This is a genomic window from Actinocorallia populi (assembly GCF_002995495.1).
In the GTDB taxonomy this organism is placed as follows: domain Bacteria; phylum Actinomycetota; class Actinomycetes; order Streptosporangiales; family Streptosporangiaceae; genus Actinocorallia; species Actinocorallia populi.
The window spans coordinates 224,926-237,297 of the sequence record NZ_PVZV01000004.1 but is presented as its reverse complement, the minus strand read 5'-3'; the positions used below and the strand labels follow the sequence as shown (position 1 = coordinate 237,297).

15 protein-coding genes are annotated in these 12,372 nt (G+C 72.3%); 5 read left to right on the top strand and 10 right to left on the bottom strand.

Annotated features, from left to right (window positions below; all coding sequences use genetic code 11):
- Positions 1 to 13: 13 nt before the first annotated feature.
- Positions 14 to 1,081: an NAD-dependent epimerase/dehydratase family protein gene (locus tag C2865_RS17815; protein WP_106399614.1), complete on the bottom strand. Its 1,068-nt coding sequence runs from the start codon at positions 1,079 to 1,081 to the stop codon at positions 14 to 16.
- An 89-nt stretch (positions 1,082 to 1,170) separates the two neighbouring features.
- Here C2865_RS17815 and C2865_RS17810 point away from each other — a divergent pair, with 89 nt between their 5' ends.
- A complete protein-coding gene (locus C2865_RS17810) occupies positions 1,171 to 2,544 on the top strand; it encodes a zinc-dependent metalloprotease (RefSeq protein ID WP_106399613.1) in 1,374 nt (457 codons plus the stop codon).
- The gene (locus tag C2865_RS17805) at positions 2,541 to 3,077 is read left to right on the top strand and encodes an NUDIX hydrolase (RefSeq protein WP_106399612.1); all 537 of its coding nucleotides are present in this window, start codon (positions 2,541 to 2,543) and stop codon (positions 3,075 to 3,077) included. Before C2865_RS17810 ends, C2865_RS17805 begins: the two co-directional genes overlap by 4 nt.
- On the opposite strand, the gene C2865_RS17800 is transcribed toward C2865_RS17805, so the two are convergent.
- Together C2865_RS17800 and C2865_RS17795 are read right to left on the bottom strand one after the other, a co-directional pair.
- Complete coding sequence (locus C2865_RS17800) at positions 3,055 to 3,663, bottom strand: hypothetical protein (protein ID WP_106399611.1); 609 nt, start codon at positions 3,661 to 3,663, stop codon at positions 3,055 to 3,057. The genes C2865_RS17805 and C2865_RS17800 overlap by 23 nt on opposite strands.
- Positions 3,660 to 4,127 carry a M48 metallopeptidase family protein gene (locus tag C2865_RS17795; protein WP_232835680.1) on the bottom strand — a complete coding sequence of 156 codons (468 nt, stop codon included), beginning with the start codon at positions 4,125 to 4,127 and terminating at the stop codon, positions 3,660 to 3,662. Before C2865_RS17795 ends, C2865_RS17800 begins: the two co-directional genes overlap by 4 nt.
- A 297-nt stretch (positions 4,128 to 4,424) precedes the next feature.
- Here C2865_RS17795 and C2865_RS17790 point away from each other — a divergent pair, with 297 nt between their 5' ends.
- Complete coding sequence (locus C2865_RS17790; RefSeq protein WP_106399610.1) at positions 4,425 to 5,732, top strand: ABC1 kinase family protein; 1,308 nt, start codon at positions 4,425 to 4,427, stop codon at positions 5,730 to 5,732.
- A 79-nt stretch (positions 5,733 to 5,811) separates the two neighbouring features.
- On the opposite strand, the gene C2865_RS17785 is transcribed toward C2865_RS17790, so the two are convergent.
- The 5 genes from C2865_RS17785 to C2865_RS17765 all read right to left on the bottom strand — a co-directional run bounded on the left by C2865_RS17785 (position 5,812) and on the right by C2865_RS17765 (position 9,985).
- Positions 5,812 to 6,012 (bottom strand): hypothetical protein, encoded by a 201-nt coding sequence (locus C2865_RS17785; RefSeq protein WP_157963779.1) that lies wholly within the window; start codon positions 6,010 to 6,012, stop codon positions 5,812 to 5,814.
- 80 nt (positions 6,013 to 6,092) lie between these two features.
- On the bottom strand, positions 6,093 to 6,371 hold the full coding sequence (locus tag C2865_RS17780; protein WP_106400037.1) for a WhiB family transcriptional regulator: 279 nt from the start codon (positions 6,369 to 6,371) through the stop codon (positions 6,093 to 6,095).
- 137 nt (positions 6,372 to 6,508) lie between these two features.
- Positions 6,509 to 6,784 carry a hypothetical protein gene (locus tag C2865_RS17775; protein WP_106399608.1) on the bottom strand — a complete coding sequence of 92 codons (276 nt, stop codon included), beginning with the start codon at positions 6,782 to 6,784 and terminating at the stop codon, positions 6,509 to 6,511.
- Positions 6,785 to 6,947: 163 nt separating this feature from the next.
- The gene (gene tesB, locus C2865_RS17770) at positions 6,948 to 7,841 is read right to left on the bottom strand and encodes an acyl-CoA thioesterase II (protein ID WP_106399607.1); all 894 of its coding nucleotides are present in this window, start codon (positions 7,839 to 7,841) and stop codon (positions 6,948 to 6,950) included.
- 38 nt (positions 7,842 to 7,879) lie between these two features.
- Positions 7,880 to 9,985, bottom strand: a complete 2,106-nt coding sequence (locus tag C2865_RS17765) for an ATP-dependent DNA helicase UvrD2 (protein ID WP_106399606.1) — start codon at positions 9,983 to 9,985, stop codon at positions 7,880 to 7,882.
- 218 nt (positions 9,986 to 10,203) lie between these two features.
- Between C2865_RS17765 and C2865_RS17760 the strand changes: the two genes are divergently transcribed.
- Positions 10,204 to 10,470 (top strand): mycoredoxin, encoded by a 267-nt coding sequence (locus tag C2865_RS17760; RefSeq protein ID WP_106399605.1) that lies wholly within the window; start codon positions 10,204 to 10,206, stop codon positions 10,468 to 10,470.
- Here C2865_RS17760 and nudC read toward each other — a convergent pair.
- The gene (gene nudC, locus C2865_RS17755; protein WP_106399604.1) at positions 10,467 to 11,372 is read right to left on the bottom strand and encodes an NAD(+) diphosphatase; all 906 of its coding nucleotides are present in this window, start codon (positions 11,370 to 11,372) and stop codon (positions 10,467 to 10,469) included. The genes C2865_RS17760 and nudC overlap by 4 nt on opposite strands.
- An 86-nt stretch (positions 11,373 to 11,458) precedes the next feature.
- Here nudC and C2865_RS17750 point away from each other — a divergent pair, with 86 nt between their 5' ends.
- Positions 11,459 to 11,740 (top strand): DUF4031 domain-containing protein, encoded by a 282-nt coding sequence (locus C2865_RS17750; protein WP_106399603.1) that lies wholly within the window; start codon positions 11,459 to 11,461, stop codon positions 11,738 to 11,740.
- Here the strand turns inward: C2865_RS17750 and C2865_RS17745 are convergent.
- Positions 11,712 to 12,323 (bottom strand): HD domain-containing protein, encoded by a 612-nt coding sequence (locus C2865_RS17745; RefSeq protein ID WP_106399602.1) that lies wholly within the window; start codon positions 12,321 to 12,323, stop codon positions 11,712 to 11,714. The two genes, C2865_RS17750 and C2865_RS17745, sit on opposite strands and share 29 nt — an antisense overlap.
- Positions 12,324 to 12,372: the final 49 nt, after the last annotated feature.

Below are 12,372 nucleotides of genomic sequence, written 5' to 3'. Positions count from 1 at the left end.
GTCGAACATACCCCTACAGGCGGCGCTTGCGGCGGGCGCGGCGCACTGCGGCCGCGGCGCCGATCACCGCGACGGTGGCGCCCGCCGCGGTGGCCATGGTGGCCTCCTTGCCGCCGACCCTGCGGCCGACCACCGCGTGGCGTCCGGCGGACTCCTGCAGCAGCGCCTTGAGGCTGGTCTCGTTGTCGTAGGAGGGCCGCCAGCCCGCCTCGCGCAGCTTGGCGCAGTCCACGACCCAGGGGTAGACGACGTAGTAGAGGTCGGTGGCGGGCGCCGGGGTGAGGCCGAGGCGGTGCAGCCGCTGGGCGGTGCCGAAGGTGACCGAGGCGGGCAGCTCGAAGCCGCGCTTGCCGGTGATCTCCTCGACGGCCTCGCCGTTCAGCCAGCCGTCGCAGCCGACGGCGGCGGCGCCGGTGACCTCGCCGAGCGCCGCCAGTTCCAGCGCGCTCACCAGGTCGTCCACGTGGCAGAACTGCCAGTGCGGCGGCACCCCCTTGGCGGCGAGCAGGCGGGGCGCCTCGAAGTGTCGGGTGGCCACGGTGTCCACGCCGGGCCCGGCCAGCACCGCCGGGCGCAGGACGGTGATCTCCACGCCGGGGTGGGGGACGGTGGCCGCCAGCTCCTCGATCTCCAGGAAGTCCCCGACGACGCTGGTGTCGGGCTCGGCCCGCAGCGGGGAGTCCTCGGGCAGCGGGATCGGGTTGGCGGCGTCCGCGCCGTAGACCGAGGCCGAGGTGACCAGGACGAGCCGGCCGACCCCGGCGGCGGCCGAGGCGGCGATGACCGTCTGGGCGCCGCGCACGTTGTAGGTGCGGCGCTCCCTGGGGTCGGTGTCGGGCGAGCGGTCCACGTCGGTGTGCACCAGGACGTCCACGCCGTCCAGCCGGGAGGCCAGCACCGGGTCCCGCACGTCCACCATGCGCCAGGTCACCCCGGTGACCCCGGGCAGTTCGCCCCGCTCGACGTCCAGCGCGACGACCCTGGCGAACCGGCCCGACGCGGCGAGCCGCGCGGTGAGCGCCCTGCCCGCCCCGGAGGCCGCTCCGGTGACCGCGACGGTCCTCCCCGCTCCTGTGCTCATGGCGAACGTTCCTTCCCCCGGACCCGGCACGCTCCCGAAAACGACTACCTTGAGGTTATGGCCTTTCCTCGCAGCCTAAGGCGATTCTGATGGGTGACACTCCTTTCGGCTTCAACCGGCCCTCCGACGACGAGGGCGGTGGCGGATCCGGCAACGATCCGTTCGGCATGGGGTTCGGAAGCGGCGGCCCCGGTGATATGAACCAGTTCGCGGCGATGCTCCGGCAGTTCGCCGACATGTTGAGCAACACGGGCTCCTCCCCCGGCAGCGGCCCCGTCAACTGGGAGATGGTCAAGAACATCGCCCGGCACGTGGTCGTGGAGGGCGGCGACCCCTCGGTCGTGGCGGCCGAGCGCACCCGGGTGACCGAGGCGCTGCGGCTGGCCGACCTGTGGCTGGACGAGGGCACGGTGCTCCCCGCGGGGATCATCACCCCCCAGGCGTGGAGCAGGTCGGAGTGGCTGGAGGCCACGCTCCCGGTGTGGGAGAAGCTGGTCGACCCCATCGCCGAGCGCATGGTCGACACGATGGGCGGGGCGATGGGCGGCCCCGGCGGCGAGCTGCCGCCGGAGATGGCGGCGATGGCCGGACCGCTGATCGGCATGGTCCGGCAGATGTCCGGGGCGATGGTCGGCGGCCAGGCCGGGCAGGCGCTGGGCGCGCTGGCCAAGGAGGTGATCGGCTCCGCCGACATCGGGCTGCCGCTGGCACCCGACGGGGTCGGCGCGCTGCTGCCCGCCGGGGTCGCCGCGTTCTCCGAGGGCCTCGAGCTGCCCGCCGACGAGATCCGGCTCTACCTGGGCCTGCGCGAGGCCGCCCACCAGCGGCTGTTCGCCCATGTGCCGTGGTTGCGCCCCGCGCTGCTGAGCGCCGTGGAGGACTACGCGCGCGGCATCCGGGTGGACCTGTCCGGCCTGGAGGAGAAGATCGCGGGTCTGGACCTGAGCAACCCCCAGGCGATCCAGGACGCGCTGGGCGGGGAGATCCAGCTCACGCCGGAGGAGACGCCCGAGCAGAAGCTGGCGCTGTCCCGGCTGGAGACCCTGCTGGCGCTGGTCGAGGGCTGGGTCGGCACGGTCGTGGCGGCCTCCGCCGAGAACAGGCTGCCCAGCGCGGCCTCGCTGGCCGAGGCGGTGCGGCGGCGCCGCGCCACCGGCGGCCCCGCCGAGCGCACCTTCGCCACGCTGGTCGGCCTGGAGCTGCGGCCCCGGCGGCTGCGCGAGGCCGAGACGCTGTGGCGGTCGCTGACCGAGCTCAGGGGCGCGGAGGAGCGGGACGCGCTGTGGGCGCACCCCGACCTGCTGCCCACCGCGGACGACCTGGAGAACCCCGACCTGTTCCTGCACGCCAAGGAGCTGGAGTTCGACCTGTCGCAGCTGGAGGACACACCCGCGCCCAAGGAGCCCGGCGACACCGGTGACACCGACGGCACCGACGGCACCGACGGCACCGGGGAAAAGTGACCGGTCTGCACGACGATGTCGTCCGGGTGCTGACGGACTGGAAGGCCCCCTCGCCGGAGCAGGACGCGGCCAGGCGGGTCTTCCTGGAGCACCTGGACCGGCATTCCGACGGGGTGTGGCGGGAGTGCCGTCCCGGGCACATCACCGCCAGCACGCTGGTGGTCAACGCCGACCGCACCGAGGTGCTGCTGACCCTGCACCGCAAGCTCAAGGGCTGGCTGCAGCTGGGCGGCCACTGCGAGCCCGGCGACGCCTCGCTGGCCGACGCCGCGCTGCGGGAGGCCACCGAGGAGTCCGGGATCGAGGGGCTGGTGCTGTCCGCGGGCCCGGCCCAGCTCGACCGGCACGCGGTGCGCTGCCACCCGGAGGGGTCCTGGCATCTGGACGTGGAGTACCTGGCCTTCGCCCCGCCGGGGGCGCGGCACCGCATCAGCGAGGAGTCCGACGACCTGCGCTGGTTCCCGGTGGACGGGCTCCCGGACTCCGCCGACCGCGTGGTGCGCTCCCTGGTCAGGCGCGCGCTGGAGTACTGAGCAGGAGCCTGGTGTTCTCCCAGCCCTCCAGGCCGGGGTCGAGCAGGTGCACGTCGGCGGGGGCGCGCAGCCGGTGCCAGCCGGGCGTCCGCTGGACCTGCCCGGGGAAGTCGGCCGCGGCCCGCAGCCGTGCCAGGGCGTCGGGCGTCTGCAGGGTGAGCCCGGCCAGCGCTCCGGCCAGCCAGGCCGGCAGCGGCAGGCGGACCGCCAGCGCGACCAGGCCCTCGGGCGCGGGGCAGACCGCGGCGGGCGCCGTGGCCAGCGCGCGAAAGAGCTTGCCGACCAGCAGGCCCGGCAGGTCGGGCGCGTCGGGCACCAGCACGACCACCTCGGTCGCCCCGCCGGCGGCCAGCGCCTCCAGCACCTCCAGCGGGGTGCGCGCGGTGAGCACCGGCGCGCCCGGCCAGGTCAGCGCCTCGGCCTCGGCGCGCAGCGCGGCGGGCGCGGCCATCACGGCCGTGACCTGGTCCAGGCTCTCGGCCAGTTCGTAGACGTCCTCCAGCAGGGCGAGCCGCCAGGCGTCCGGGTCGACGCCGGGAGGCGCCTGCGCCGGACCCCGCCCGGCCAGGACCGCGACGTGCCTCAACCGGTGGGCTCCAGGCTCCGTGCCGCGGTGACGCCTTCGAGGTAGCCGCGGGCGCGCTCGGTCTTGGGGTAGTGGTTGACCAGCCGCCAGAAGGCGGCGTTGTGGCCGGGTTCCAGCAGGTGCGCCAGTTCGTGCACGAGGATGTAGTCGACGACCCACACCGGCATGCCGCGCAGCATGCTGGAGATGCGGATGGTGCGGTCCTCCGGGGTGCACGAGCCCCAGCGGCTGCGCTGGTTGGCCACCCAGCGGACGCTGCGCGGCACGGCCCTGCCGCCGAGGTAGCGGCGGGAGAGCTCCATGGCCCGTTCCATCAGCTCCTCGTCGCAGGTCGGCGGGCGGTTGCGGCGCTCCCTGCCGTCCAGGCGCTCCAGGATCCGGGCGATCTCGAACTCCTCCTCGGCCTTGGTCAGGCTGGAGGGCAGCATCACGATGGTCTTCTCGCCGTCACGGTAAGCCGACACGGTTCTCCGGCGTCGGCGGCTGCGGCGGACCTCGACGTTGGGGGGCACATGCGCAACCGTAGCCGAAACTTTGCGTTTTCCACAGGGGGCAAATCACGTCTTTGCAGGTCAAAGTTGATTAAAGCCGGGTATCCCCAGTAGTTGTCCACAGGGGAACGTGCGCCGACATGCGGCGGAGAACATACTCTTGCGCACAGTGAACGATCCACGAGTAACGATCTCGAGCAGTAAATGATCACTTACATTGCCTGCTCGTGATTGTGGCGTGAACGACCCTTTATCACGGACAATGAGGCTGTGAGCGATCTTCCCCTTCGCGCTGTCACGCGCACCGCCAAGCTGGCCGCCCTCCCCCTGGGTTTCGCCGGACGCACCGCCCTGGGCGTCGGCAAGAAGACCTTCGGCAAGTCGGCGGAGGCTGTCGCCACCCAGATCCAGGCCCGTACCGCCGAGCAGCTGTTCAAGGTGCTCGGCGAACTCAAGGGCGGGGCGATGAAGTTCGGCCAGGTGATGTCGATCTTCGAGGCGGCGCTGCCGCCCGAGATCGCCGGCCCCTACCGGGCCACCCTGACCAGGCTGCAGGAGTCCGCCCCGCCGATGCCGGTCGCGACCGTGCACAAGGTGCTGGCCGAGAGCCTCGGACCCGACTGGCGGGAGGACTTCCGGTCCTTCGACGACAGACCCGCCGCCGCCGCCTCCATCGGACAGGTGCACAGGGCCGTCTGGAAGGACGGGCGCGCGGTCGCGGTCAAGGTCCAGTACCCGGGTGCGGGCAAGGCACTGGTCGGCGACTTCAACCAGCTCGCCCGGATGGGCAAGCTGGTCGGGGTGCTCTTCCCCGGCGCCGACATGAAGACCATCCTGGAGGAGCTCAAGACGCGGGTCCAGGAGGAACTGGACTACACCGTCGAGGCCGCCTCCCAGCGCACCTTCGCCGAGGCCTACTCGGGCGACCCCGACTTCCTGGTCCCCGAGGTGGTGGCCCAGTCCGGCACCGTCCTGGTGACCGAGTGGATCGAGGGCGTGCCGCTGTCGAAGATCATCTCCGACGGCACCAAGGAGCAGCGGGACCGGGCCGGGCTGCTGTTCGCCCGCTTCCTGTTCTCCGCCCCCACCCGCTGCGGCCACCTGCACGCCGACCCGCACCCGGGCAACTTCCGCCTCATGGAGGACGGCCGCCTGGGCGTCATCGACTTCGGCGCGGTGGACCGGCTGGAGGGCGGCTTCCAGGAGGAGATCGGCGCCCTCATGCGGATCGGCACGCTGGGCGACCCCGACGCGATCGTCGAGGCGTGCCGGGCCGAGGGCATCATCCGCGAGGGCGTCGAGATCGACGGCGAGCAGCTCGCCGCGTTCATCGAGCCGATGGCCGTCCCGCTGAAGTCCGACACCTTCAAGTTCAGCCGGGAGTGGCTGCGCGACCAGGCGGCCCGGGTGACCGACCTGCGCCCCGACAACGTCGTGCGCTACCTCAACCTGCCCAAGGACTACGTCCTGGTGCACCGGACGGTGGGCCTGGGCACCGGGGTGCTGTGCCAGCTGGAGGCCGAAGGCCCCTTCCGCGGCGAGGCGCTCACCTGGGTGAAGGGCTTCGCCGGCGAGTGAGCCGCATGAGACAGGACGGCCCCGGCGTGTCGCCGGGGCCGTCCTGTCTCGTCGCGCCGCCGTGCCTCTGCGCGGCGGATCAGTCCCGGGTCACCAGGCCCCTGATCCTGCGCAGGGTGATCCCCGCCTCCTGGCGGGTGGCGCGGCCGGTGTCGGCGACCACCTTGCGGAGGGTCTCCCGGCGGGTGCGCCGGACCTCCGCCGCCCACTGGAGGGAGGCCAGCTCCTCCTCCAGCGCGCGTATTCGCTCGCGGCTGATTTCCACACTGAGCAAACTCATCTTCTTCTCTTCCTTCGGCGGAACGGGTGACGGCCGCGCGGCCGTCACCCGCAAGTCGGTGCTGATGCCGCGCACGGTGATCACGCGGCCACTTCGTCGGGAGCCGGGTTCTTGCGCGGACGGCCCCGCGGCCGCTTGCGGGCCACGATCTCGCCGCGGACGAACAGCTCGCCGCCCCAGACGCCCCACGGCTCCTGCCGCTCGAGCGCGCCGGCCAGGCAGCTCTTGCGGACCGGGCAGTCGGTGCACAGCGCCTTGGCGTGCTCGACGTCGGCGGGCGACTCGGCGAAGAACAGCTCCGGGTCGGTACGGCAGGGCAGGTCGTCCACAGCCGGGAAAGCCGGCTCGAGCCCCTGGATGAGGTTCACCCTCGGTCCTCTCGTTGGATCTCAACGTCTTCGTCGTTCGGGGTTTTCCGGGCCTTGCCTCTGTGCGGAGAAACAAAAGGGCCGCGGATCCTGTGCTGGATCCGCGGCCCTGGAAGTCTCTCCGGTCGTTAGACCGGTGGACTCTCCGGATACGGAGCCAGCACGGTACGGCGCACTGCAGGCGCCTGGGTCGGGTGGGCGAAGAATTCAGCGTTCATGCCGGCGGATGCGCCGCCCATGATCGTTTCGTTCAGCCCACGCCACCGCTGCGACATCACGACACCGCCGCCCGTCAGAGCGGAAACGCCATAGGCGAGGGCACTGTCAAGGTCGCCACAGCTGCGGAGATCCACTGCGCCCAGGACGGAAGCGGCGATGCCGGTGTCTTTGATCATGGTTCCCATCTCGCCACCTCCTCAGAGGGGTTCGCGGTCTCACGCTCCGGGCGCGGACCTGTCTTCAGTGCTGCGTTGAGCCTACGAGAAGCCGGGGAAAGCAATCAAGCTATTTTTGACCTGCGATTTCGTGGCCGATCACACCTTCGCCGCCACGAACTTCCGCGGTGTTTCAGACGTCGAAAGGCGATCGGAGTTCGCCGGGCTCCCCCACGACCCGGACCAGCCCCTCCTGCACCACCGAGACCACCAGTTCGCCCGCCTGGGTGAACACCTGGCCGCGGGCCAGGCCGCGCGCGCCGCCCGCCGCCGGGGACTCCTGGGCGTACAGCAGCCACTCGTCGGCGCGGAACGGGCGGTGGAACCACATGGCGTGGTCCAGGCTCGCCCCGATCGTGCGGGTGTCGCCCCAGGCCAGGCCGTGGTTGAGCAGGACGGTGTCGAGCAGCGTCATGTCCGAGGCGTACGTCATCAGGCAGACGTGCAGCAGCGGGTCGTCGGGGAGCTCGCCGATGGTCTTCAGCCAGACCAGGGACTCCCTGGTGGCCAGTTCCGGCTTGCCCGCCGCCTCGTAGGTCATCGGGGTGACGTGCCGCAGGTCGAAGGGGCGGCGCCGCTCGTACTCGTCGGCGACCTTCTCGCCGAAGATCGCCGCGAACCTGTCACGGGTGGCCGGCACGCTCTCGGGATCCGGCGCGTCCGGCATCCCGACCATGTGCTCGGGACCGGTCTCGGGCACCTGGAAGCTCGCCGAGAGGGTGAAGATCGCCTTGCCGTGCTGGACCGCCACGACGCGCCGGGTGCTGAAGGACCGGCCGTCCCGCACCCGCTCCACGGTGTAGACGATCGGCACCAGCGGGTCGCCCGGCCGGATGAAGTAGGCGTGCAGCGAGTGCACGTGCCGGCCCACCGGCACCGTCCGGCCCGCGGCGACCATGGACTGCCCCGCCACCTGGCCGCCGAAGACCCGTTGCCGGAAGTCCTCGGGACTGCTACCGCGAAAGATGTCGTCCTCGATCTGTTCGAGATCCAGGATGTCCAGCAGGTTCTTCAACGAGGTGTCCACGACAGCAAGTGTGGCAAAGACCGGCGGATCCGTCGTCTTCAGGGTGCTGCGACAAAGGTCTCACCGGGTTCGTCGCCCCGGCACAGCGCCAGCACGGCCGAGCCGTACTTCTCCAGCTTCACCGCGCCGATGCCGCCCACCCGCGCCAGTTCGGCCCGCGACGAGGGGCGCTGCTCGGCGATCGCCTGGAGCGTGGCGTCGGTGAGGACCACGTACACCGGCACCTTCTGCACCGCGGCCGTGGCGGCCCGCCAGTCCTTGAGCGACTCCAGCAGCGCCTCGTCCAGCTCCGCCGGGCAGCCCTCGCAGCGGCCCAGCTTGCGCTCGAGCGCCCGCAGCAGCGAACGGCCGCAGACCCGGCACGGCATCGGGCCGCGCGAGAGGCCGGGCCGGGCCGTGGGCACCGCGCGGGCGGCCGGCGCGGCCTGCCGCGGGGCGCCCGCGACGCCCTGGAGCCTTTCGAGGAAGCGGCTGATGCGGCGGTTGCGCCGCTGGCCGGGCGAACGGGCCTGCGCCCACGACAACGCCAGGTGCTCCCGCGCCCGGGTGATGCCGACGTACAGCAGCCGCCGCTCCTCCTCGATCTGCTCGGGGGTCACGGCGTAGACGATGGGCAGCGTGCCGTCGGCGAGCCCCGCCAGGAACACCGCGTCCCACTCCAGGCCCTTGGCCGCGTGCAGGGAGGCCAGCGTGACGCCCTCCAGCGGCGGGGCGTGCTGGGCGGCCGCGCGCTCCTCCAGCTCGGCGGTGAAGCGGGCCAGCCCGGCGTCCGGCTCGGCCGCCGCCAGGTCCTCGGCGAGCTGGGCGATCGCGGCCAGCGACTCCCACTTCTCGCGCACCGCGCCGCCGCCCTCCGGCGGCCGGTCGGTGAAGCCGCACCCGCCCAGCACCGCCCGCACCTGGTGGACCAGGCCGAGGCCGTCCAGCTCGGCGTCCCCGCCGGAACGCGCCGCGCCGCGCAACCGGACCACGGCCTCGCGGACGGCGGGGCGTTCGAAGAAGCGTTCGGCGCCGCGCAGCACGTACGGCACGTCCGCGTCGGCGAAGGCCTGCTCGAACGCCTGGGACTGGGCGTTGATCCGGAACAGCACCGCGATCTCGCGGGCCGGGACGCCCTCGCCGATGAGCTTGGCCGCCTTGCGCGCGGTGTCCTGCGCCTCGGCGAGCTCGTCGTCGTAGGAGGCCAGGACGGGCTCGGGCCCGTCCGGGCGCTGGGCGACCAGCTCCAGGCGCCGCGGCGCGTCCTTCAGCACCTCGTTGGCCAGCCGCACCACCTGGGGGGTGGAGCGGTAGTCGCGCACCAGGCGCACCACCTCGGCCTCGGGGTACTCGGCGGTGAAGTTCAGCAGGAAGCCGGGGGTGGCGCCGGTGAAGGAGTAGATCGTCTGGCTGGGGTCGCCGACGACGCACAACTCCCGCCGCTTGCCCAGCCAGCCCTCCAGCAGCAGCTTCTGCAGCGGGTTGACGTCCTGGTACTCGTCGACCACGAAGTACCTGTACTGGTCGTGGACGGCGCGGGCCATCTCCGGGTACTCCGCCAGCAGCGCGGCGGTGATCTCCAGCATGCCCTCGAAGTCCAGGAGGTTGCGCTCGCGGCGCAACTCCTCGTACATGACGTACAGGCGGGCCACGTCCACCACGTCCAGCGGGGGCTTGCGGCCCTGCTTGGCCATGGCGGCCGCGTAGTCCTCGGGCCTGGTCTGGGTGACCTTGGACCACTCGATCTCGCTCGCGACGTCCCGCAGCTCGGTGCGGCCCAGGGACAGGCGGCAGGCGCGGGCGGCGTCGGCCACCAGGGAGAACTTCGACTCGATCAGGCGGGGCGCCTCCCCGCCGACCGTGCGGGGCCAGAAGTAGAGCAGCTGCTTGTAGGCGGCGGCGTGGAACGTCCTGGCCTGGACGCCCGGCGCGCCCAGCGACCGCAGCCGCCCCCGCAGCTCCCCCGCGGCCCGGTTGGTGAACGTCACGGCCAGCACGTTCTGCGGCTTGACCCGCCCGGTCAGCACCGCGTACGCGATCCGGTGGGTGATCGCCCTGGTCTTGCCCGTGCCCGCCCCGGCCAGCACGCAGACCGGCCCGGAGACGGCCTCGGCGACCGCCCGCTGCTCCGGATCCAGCCCCCTGAGCACCGCCTGTGCGTCCATGCCCTCCATCCTCCCAGCCCCCGCCCGGCGCCCGCACCCCCTGTGGAAACGTCCAGCGCGCGCCGGCGCGCGTTCAGCCACCGGCAGCACGCCGCCAGGCGGGCGTCTCCCCGTGAAACGCCCGGCGCGCGGCCGTCGGCGGCGGCGGGAATCATCCGCAGCTCAGCCGCGTTCCGGGCTCTGGCAGGATGAAATTCCCCTAGGAGCGAGGAAGACAGATGAGCACGACCGGCCGGCTGACCATGTACACCACCCCGTGGTGCGGTTTCTGCAAGCGCCTGAAGGCCCAGCTGGCCCGGGAGGGCATCGAGCTGTTCGAGATCGACATCGAGCAGGACACCAAGGCCGCCGAGTTCGTCATGAGCGTTAATGACGGAAATATGACGGTTCCGACCATCGTCTATCCGGACGGCAGCGCCGCCACCAACCCCAGCGCCAAGGCGGTCAAGGCCAAGATGGAGCGCCTGGGCGCCGGCTCCGCCTAGAGGCCCAGGCCCCAGCTGCCCGGCAGTTCTCCGCCGTACCAGTGCTCCAGGAGCTGCCGGGCGATGGAGACCTTGCCCGGCAGGACGAGGTCGCCGGCGAGGGTGGCGGTGAGCAGGTCCTGGCGGGTGTACCAGCGCGCCTCGGCTATCTCGCTCTCCTCCAGGCGGAGCCTCTGCTCGCCGGGGGCGTGGCAGACGAAGCCGAGCATGAGGCTCTGCGGCAGCGGCCACGGCTGGCTGCCCAGGTAGCGCACGTCCTCGACGCGCAGGCCGACCTCCTCGTACACCTCCCGGGCCACGCCCTGCTCCAGGGACTCGCCCGGCTCCAGGAAGCCGGCCAGCACCGAGGCGCGGCCCTCCGGCCAGGCGCTGCCGCGGGCCAGCAGCACGCGGTCGTCGTCGTCGGTCACCAGCATGATCACCGCCGGGTCCAGCCGGGGGTACTGCTCCATGCCGTCCTCGGGGCAGACGCGCACGTGCCCGGCGGCGATGACCTTGGTGCGGGCGCCGCAGCGCGGGCAGTGCCGGTGGGTGGCGTGCCAGAGCGCCATCGCCACGGCGTGGGTCATCATGCCGGACTCCACGTCGTCGAGCAGCGCGCCGATGCGGCGCAAATCGGCGACCTCCACGCCCTCCTGCTCCGGCAGGGTCGCGACCACCGCGAAGTAGGCGTTCTTGTCCTCGTCGACGCCCAGCAGCACCCGCTCCCCGATCGGCGCCCCGCGGGCCGGCACGAAGGCCAGCCGCGGCCGGTCGTCCAGCCGGAAGGGCACCCTCCCGCGCTCGTCGACGACGAGGACGCGGCAGCCGGCCCAGGCGGCGGTCACCCAGTCCTCGTCCCGGCGGCGCTCGGCCACCCGATCGAGCGTTCCGCGCGCCAGCGCCAGCCAACCCAGAGACATGCCGCTCTCCTCCTACCGAAGAAACTACAAACTATCCATTCCGGCAGCCTCCTCCGGATCCGTATCCCGTTGTCTACGCTGTCCGGATGGCCATCTACATCGATCCGCCGATCTGGCGGGCCCGGGGACGGCTGTGGTCCCACCTGATCAGCGACCTGTCCTTCGAGGAGCTGCACGTGTTCGCGGAGCGGCTGGGAGCGCCGCCTCGCGCCTTCGAACGCGACCACTACGACGTCCCCGAGGAGGCCTACGACCGCGCGGTGCTGCTGGGGGCGCGGCCTGCGAGCTGCCAGGAGGTGCTGGGGCACCTGCGCAGTTCGGGGTTGCGCCGCCCGAAGTTCAGCCGGCCGAGCCCTTCCTTGAGCTGAGCTCGGCGCGCAGGTTGGCGCGCGCCTTCTCCTCGAAACGCGCCTTGCCCGCCGGGGTGTGGAAGAGGGACGGCAGGGCGAGGAGCTGTTCCAGCACGGCGGCGCGTCCCGCGGCGAAGTACTCGTCGGGGACGAAGGCGTACTCCTCGCGGACGGCGCGCGTGTAGGCGGCGTAGGCGTCGGCGTCCGCGCCGAGGACGGCCAGGTCGGCGTCGCACAGCACCCGGCCGTTGCGGTCGTACGGCTCGTGCGTCCTGGTCATGCGCACCAGGGCGGCCACCTCCCGCACCCGTCCGGCCTCCAGCGAGGTGTCGGTGAGCATGCGTTCGGCCAGGACGGCGCTGCGCTCCTCGTTGTCGTCGCGCTGCGGGTCGTAGACCGCGTCGTGGAACCAGGCGGCGAGGCGGACGACGTCGGGGTCGTCGGCCTCCCGCGCGAACTCGTCCACCAGGTCGAGCACCGCCTCCAGGTGGCGGAGCGTGTGGTAGCGCCGGTGCGGCTCGGCGTAGCGGGCGGCGAGCTCCTCGCCGAGCCGCCGGGTGTCCGCGCCGGCCAGGGCCGTCCAACGAGCCACGAGATCCATCGCCCCAATATCCCACGTTCTCCGATCCCCGCTCGCTAGCCTTAGGCAA

Excerpts from the sequence above, each read along its gene's own strand:
- C2865_RS17815 (WP_106399614.1), bottom strand. The coding sequence starts at position 1,081 with ATGAGCACAGGAGCGGGGAGGACCGTCGCGGTCACCGGAGCGGCCTCC.
- C2865_RS17810 (WP_106399613.1), top strand. The coding sequence starts at position 1,171 with ATGGGTGACACTCCTTTCGGCTTCAACCGGCCCTCCGACGACGAGGGC.
- C2865_RS17785 (WP_157963779.1), bottom strand. The coding sequence starts at position 6,012 with ATGAGTTTGCTCAGTGTGGAAATCAGCCGCGAGCGAATACGCGCGCTG.
- C2865_RS17775 (WP_106399608.1), bottom strand. The coding sequence starts at position 6,784 with ATGGGAACCATGATCAAAGACACCGGCATCGCCGCTTCCGTCCTGGGC.
- C2865_RS17765 (WP_106399606.1), bottom strand. The coding sequence starts at position 9,985 with ATGGACGCACAGGCGGTGCTCAGGGGGCTGGATCCGGAGCAGCGGGCG.
- C2865_RS17760 (WP_106399605.1), top strand. The coding sequence starts at position 10,204 with ATGAGCACGACCGGCCGGCTGACCATGTACACCACCCCGTGGTGCGGT.
- nudC (WP_106399604.1), bottom strand. The coding sequence starts at position 11,372 with ATGTCTCTGGGTTGGCTGGCGCTGGCGCGCGGAACGCTCGATCGGGTG.
- C2865_RS17750 (WP_106399603.1), top strand. The coding sequence starts at position 11,459 with ATGGCCATCTACATCGATCCGCCGATCTGGCGGGCCCGGGGACGGCTG.
- C2865_RS17745 (WP_106399602.1), bottom strand. The coding sequence starts at position 12,323 with ATGGATCTCGTGGCTCGTTGGACGGCCCTGGCCGGCGCGGACACCCGG.